Origin of the sequence: Mesorhizobium sp. M1A.F.Ca.IN.020.04.1.1 (genome assembly GCF_003997315.1) — a bacterium.
Lineage (GTDB): Bacteria > Pseudomonadota > Alphaproteobacteria > Rhizobiales > Rhizobiaceae > Mesorhizobium.
Genome location: NZ_RZSN01000288.1, coordinates 1 through 4,481 on the forward strand (window position 1 = coordinate 1; position 4,481 = coordinate 4,481).

Here is a 4,481-nt window from a genome sequence, read left to right on the forward strand (position 1 = left end):
GGCCGTTCAGCACTGGCCGGACCTGCGCCGCGATCCGGTTGCCGCCGACCGTGCCGCGCCAGATCGCGTCGCCCGGCCGCCAGTCGGAGGCGACCGTCAGCGGCTCGCTGCCATTGATCGACAGATCGATCTCCATCGGGATGGAGACCATGCCGTCCAGAATGCCGGCGCAAAGATAGTCCGCGCCGATCTTCACCACCCAGTCGCGCTTGAGATGGCCCGAATGCGGTGCCAACCGGCCGCTGAGCCGGTCGAGCCGGTCCCGTCGCAGCAGTTCGATCGCGGTGGCGATCGCGGCAAACACCGCCATCTCCTCACCGTCCGGTTCGACCGGCGCGAAACCGTCCGGATACTCCTCGGCGATGAAGCCGGTGGAAAGCCGCCCCTCGCGCCAGCGCGGATGCTGCATCAGCGCAGCGAGGAACGGAATGTTGTGCTCTATGCCGTCGACGACAAAACCGTCCAGTGCTTCGGACATGGCATCGATAGCCTCGAGCCGCGTCGGCGCCCAGGTGCAGAGCTTTGCCACCATCGGGTCGTAGAACATCGATATCTCGGCGCCTTCGGCAACGCCGGTGTCGTTGCGGATCACCACATCGCCGAACGTGCCCTCTTGCGGCGGCCGGTAGCGCGTCAGCCGGCCGATCGAGGGCAGGAAATTGCGGAACGGGTCCTCGGCATAGAGACGGCTTTCCACCGCCCAGCCGTTCAGCTTCACCTCGTTTTGCCTGATGCCGAGCTTTTCGCCGGCGGCGATGCGGATCATCTGCTCGACCAGATCGATGCCGGTGACGAGCTCCGTCACCGGATGCTCGACCTGTAATCGCGTGTTCATTTCAAGGAAATAGAAGTTCCTGTCCTTGTCGACGATGAACTCGACCGTGCCGGCGCTCTGGTAATCGACGGCTTTCGCCAACGCCACAGCCTGCTCGCCCATGGCCTTGCGCGTCTTGGCGTCGAGGAACGGCGACGGCGCTTCCTCGACCACCTTCTGGTTGCGGCGCTGGATCGAGCATTCGCGCTCACCCAGATAGAGCGCATTGCCATGCGCGTCGGCCAGCACCTGGATCTCGATATGGCGCGGGTCAACGACGAATTTCTCGATGAAGACGCGGTCATCGCCGAAGGAGCTTTTCGCTTCCGAACGCGCGCGCTCGAAGCCGTCGCGCACTTCCGCGCTGCTCCAGGCGATGCGCATGCCCTTGCCGCCGCCGCCGGCCGAGGCCTTGATCATCACCGGATAGCCGATCTCGCCGGCAATCCTTTCGGCGTGGTCGGCATTTTCGATGACGCCCAGCCAGCCGGGCACGGTCGAAACCTTGGCCTGGCTGGCGAACTTCTTCGATTCGATCTTGTCGCCCATTGCGCGGATCGCCTTGGGCTTCGGTCCGATGAAGATGATGCCTTCCTTTTCCAGCGCTTCGCAGAAAGAGGCGCGTTCCGACAGGAAACCATAACCCGGGTGCACCGCTTCGGCGCCGGTTTCCTTGCAGGCGGCGATGATCTTCTCAGGCACTAGATAGCTCTGCGCCGCCGGCGACGGGCCGATATGCACGGCCTCGTCGGCCATTTCGACATGCACGGCGTCGCGGTCGGCATCCGAATAAACCGCGACCGTGGCGATCCCCATCTTGCGCGCCGTCTTGATCACGCGGCAGGCGATCTCGCCGCGATTGGCGATCAGGATCTTCTTGAACATTCGGATGTCGTTCCTCCGGCGAAGCCGTCCAGTTCTATGGACAATCCCGACGCGCCTCAAGTGTCTGCAGCCCCCGCCCTTCGGCGCTCGATGCTTTCGCAGAAGCGGCGTCGAAAAACGTCGCAACAGACGTTGGCCGCCACCTTCGAACCCGGTAAGGTGGTGGCGAGCGCAAGAAAATGGCAGGCGGTATTCGCCTCGCCGGGCAGGCTCGGCGGCCTGCCATAAAGCTGAGACTTTTAAGATTGCCTTGGGAGGAATGCCTCATGAAAACGCGTGCCGCAGTTGCCGTTGATGCCGGAAAGCCGCTGGAGATCATGGAGGTGGATCTTGAGGGGCCGCGCGAGGGCGAGGTGCTGGTCGAGGTCAAGGCGACCGGCATCTGCCACACCGACGAGTTCACGCTCTCGGGCGCCGATCCGGAAGGCATCTTTCCGGCGATCCTCGGCCATGAAGGCGCCGGCATCGTCGTCGATGTCGGCAAGGGCGTCACCTCGGTCAGGAAGGGCGACCATGTCATCCCGCTCTACACGCCCGAATGCCGGCAGTGCCCGTCCTGTCTCTCGCGCAAGACCAATCTGTGCACCGCCATCCGCGCCACGCAGGGCCAAGGCCTGATGCCCGACGGCACCTCGCGCTTTTCGGTCGGCGGCGAGAAGCTGTTCCACTATATGGGCTGCTCGACCTTCTCCAACTTCACCGTGCTGCCGGAGATCGCGGTGGCCAAGGTCAATCCCGACGCCCCCTTCGACAAGATCTGCTATATCGGCTGCGGCGTCACGACCGGCATCGGCGCCGTCATCAACACGGCCAAGGTCGAGCAGGGCGCCACCGCGGTCGTCTTCGGCCTCGGCGGCATTGGCCTCAACGTCATCCAGGGCCTTCGCCTGGCCGGCGCCGACATGATCATCGGCGTCGACTTGAACAACGACAAGAAGGCCTGGGGCGAGAAGTTCGGCATGACGCATTTCGTCAATCCGCAGGAGATCGACGGCGACATCGTGCCTTACCTGGTCAACCTGACCAAGCGCGGCGCCGACCAGATCGGCGGCGCCGACTACACCTTCGACTGCACCGGCAACACCAAGGTGATGCGCCAGGCGCTCGAGGCCTCGCATCGCGGCTGGGGCAAGTCGGTCATCATTGGCGTTGCCGGCGCCGGCCAGGAGATTGCGACGCGGCCCTTCCAACTGGTCACCGGCCGGACCTGGATGGGCACCGCCTTTGGCGGCGCGCGCGGCCGCACCGACGTGCCGAAGATCGTCGACTGGTACATGGAAGGCAAGATCCAGATCGACCCGATGATCACTCATACGCTGACGCTCGACGACATCAACAAGGGCTTTGATCTCATGCATGAGGGCAAGTCGATCCGAAGCGTCGTGGTTTATTGAAGCAAAGCCGCATCGGTCGCGGGCGGGAGCGCGCACCGATGCGGCTCAACATGGGAGGAAGGACGAATGGCGGAAAAACTGCATCCGAAGATCGACAACGGGCTGCCGAAGGAAAGTGCTGCCTTTTCCGGCGGCACGCTGGTCTGTCTCTGCACCAGCAATCCGGTGAAGGTGAAGGTCAAGGGCCAGATCGCCCACAACCATGCCTGCGGCTGCACCAAATGCTGGAAGCCGGAGGGCGCGGTGTTCTCGGTCGTGGCCGTTGCCGGCACCGGCGACGTCACTGTGGCCGAGAATGGCGACAAGCTGAAGGTGGTCGACCCGGCAGCGCTGATCCAGCGCCATGCCTGCACCAGCTGCGGCGTGCACATGTACGGCCCGGTCGAGCGCGACCATCCCTTCAAGGGTCTGTCCTTTATCCATCCCGAGCGTTTCGAGGAGGACGGCTGGTCGCCGCCCGGCTTTGCCGCCTTTGTCTCCTCCATCATCGAAGCCGGCGTCGACCCGAGCCGCATGGACGGCATCCGCGGCCAGCTGAAATCGATCGGGCTCGAACCCTATGACTGCCTCAACCCCGCCCTGATGGACTACATCGCCACCTGGACGGCGAAGAAGTCGGGAGCCTTGGCGGCCTGACGATTGCGGGATTTCTGGTAAAGGGCCGGCCAACGCCGGCCCTTTGCACATTTGGAGAGACGATGCCAGCACCTATCATCTATGTCGATGCCGATGCCTGTCCGGTGAAGGCCGAGGTCGAGAAGGTGGCGGAGCGGCACGGCGTCATGGTTACCTATGTCTCCAATGGCGGCCTGCGCCCGTCGCGCGATCCGATGGTCCGCAATGTCGTAGTCTCCAAGGGCGCGGATGCCGCGGACGACTGGATCGTCGAGAACGCCAAACTCAACGATGTCGTGGTGACGGCCGATATCCCGCTTGCCGCGCGCACGGTGGCGCTCGGCGCGCATGTGCTGGGACCCACGGGCCGTCCCCTCACGCCCGAGACCATCGGCATGGCGGTGGCGATGCGGGATTTGAAGCAGCATCTGCGCGAGACCGGCGAAAGCCGCGGCTTCAACGCCGCCTTCACGGCGAAGGACAGGTCAAACTTTCTCGGCGAGCTCGACCGCATCTTGCGGCGGGCGCTCAAATCCGCCACACCCGGCTGACCCGAAGCCCTTTGAGAACCGGCCATGGGCGACGACATATCCCTCAACACGCCGATCCACCGGCACGTGCAGTTCGCTTTGGCTGCGGCCATCGGCATTGTCGCGCTGCTTCTCGCCCTGATGCTGGGGGCGCCGCTGCCCTACTCCATCGGCGCCAACCTCTTCTTCGCCGCTTACACTCTTCTGGTGCTGGTCGCGATGCCGAGGCTCACCGTCCGTTAC

General features: G+C 64.1%; 4 protein-coding genes and 1 pseudogene. 4 read left to right on the top strand and 1 reads right to left on the bottom strand.

Annotation, left to right across the window (positions count from 1 at the left end; translation table 11 throughout):
* Positions 1-1,699: acetyl/propionyl/methylcrotonyl-CoA carboxylase subunit alpha (locus EOA49_RS30525; RefSeq protein ID WP_164749334.1), on the bottom strand; the 1,699-nt coding region annotated here is incomplete at its 3' end.
* 266 nt (positions 1,700-1,965) lie between these two features.
* Between EOA49_RS30525 and EOA49_RS30530 the strand changes: the two genes are divergently transcribed.
* The 4 genes and pseudogenes from EOA49_RS30530 to EOA49_RS30545 all read left to right on the top strand — a co-directional run.
* Positions 1,966-3,093 (top strand): S-(hydroxymethyl)glutathione dehydrogenase/class III alcohol dehydrogenase, encoded by a 1,128-nt coding sequence (locus EOA49_RS30530; RefSeq protein ID WP_127243551.1) that lies wholly within the window; start codon positions 1,966-1,968, stop codon positions 3,091-3,093.
* Between the two features lie 66 nt (positions 3,094-3,159).
* Positions 3,160-3,729 carry an S-(hydroxymethyl)glutathione synthase gene (gfa, locus tag EOA49_RS30535; protein WP_067000227.1) on the top strand — a complete coding sequence of 190 codons (570 nt, stop codon included), beginning with the start codon at positions 3,160-3,162 and terminating at the stop codon, positions 3,727-3,729.
* Between the two features lie 62 nt (positions 3,730-3,791).
* The gene (locus EOA49_RS30540) at positions 3,792-4,259 is read left to right on the top strand and encodes a YaiI/YqxD family protein (RefSeq protein ID WP_127241728.1); all 468 of its coding nucleotides are present in this window, start codon (positions 3,792-3,794) and stop codon (positions 4,257-4,259) included.
* Positions 4,260-4,283: 24 nt separating this feature from the next.
* Positions 4,284-4,481, top strand: a pseudogene (locus EOA49_RS30545) (DUF1345 domain-containing protein); the annotation flags it as partial.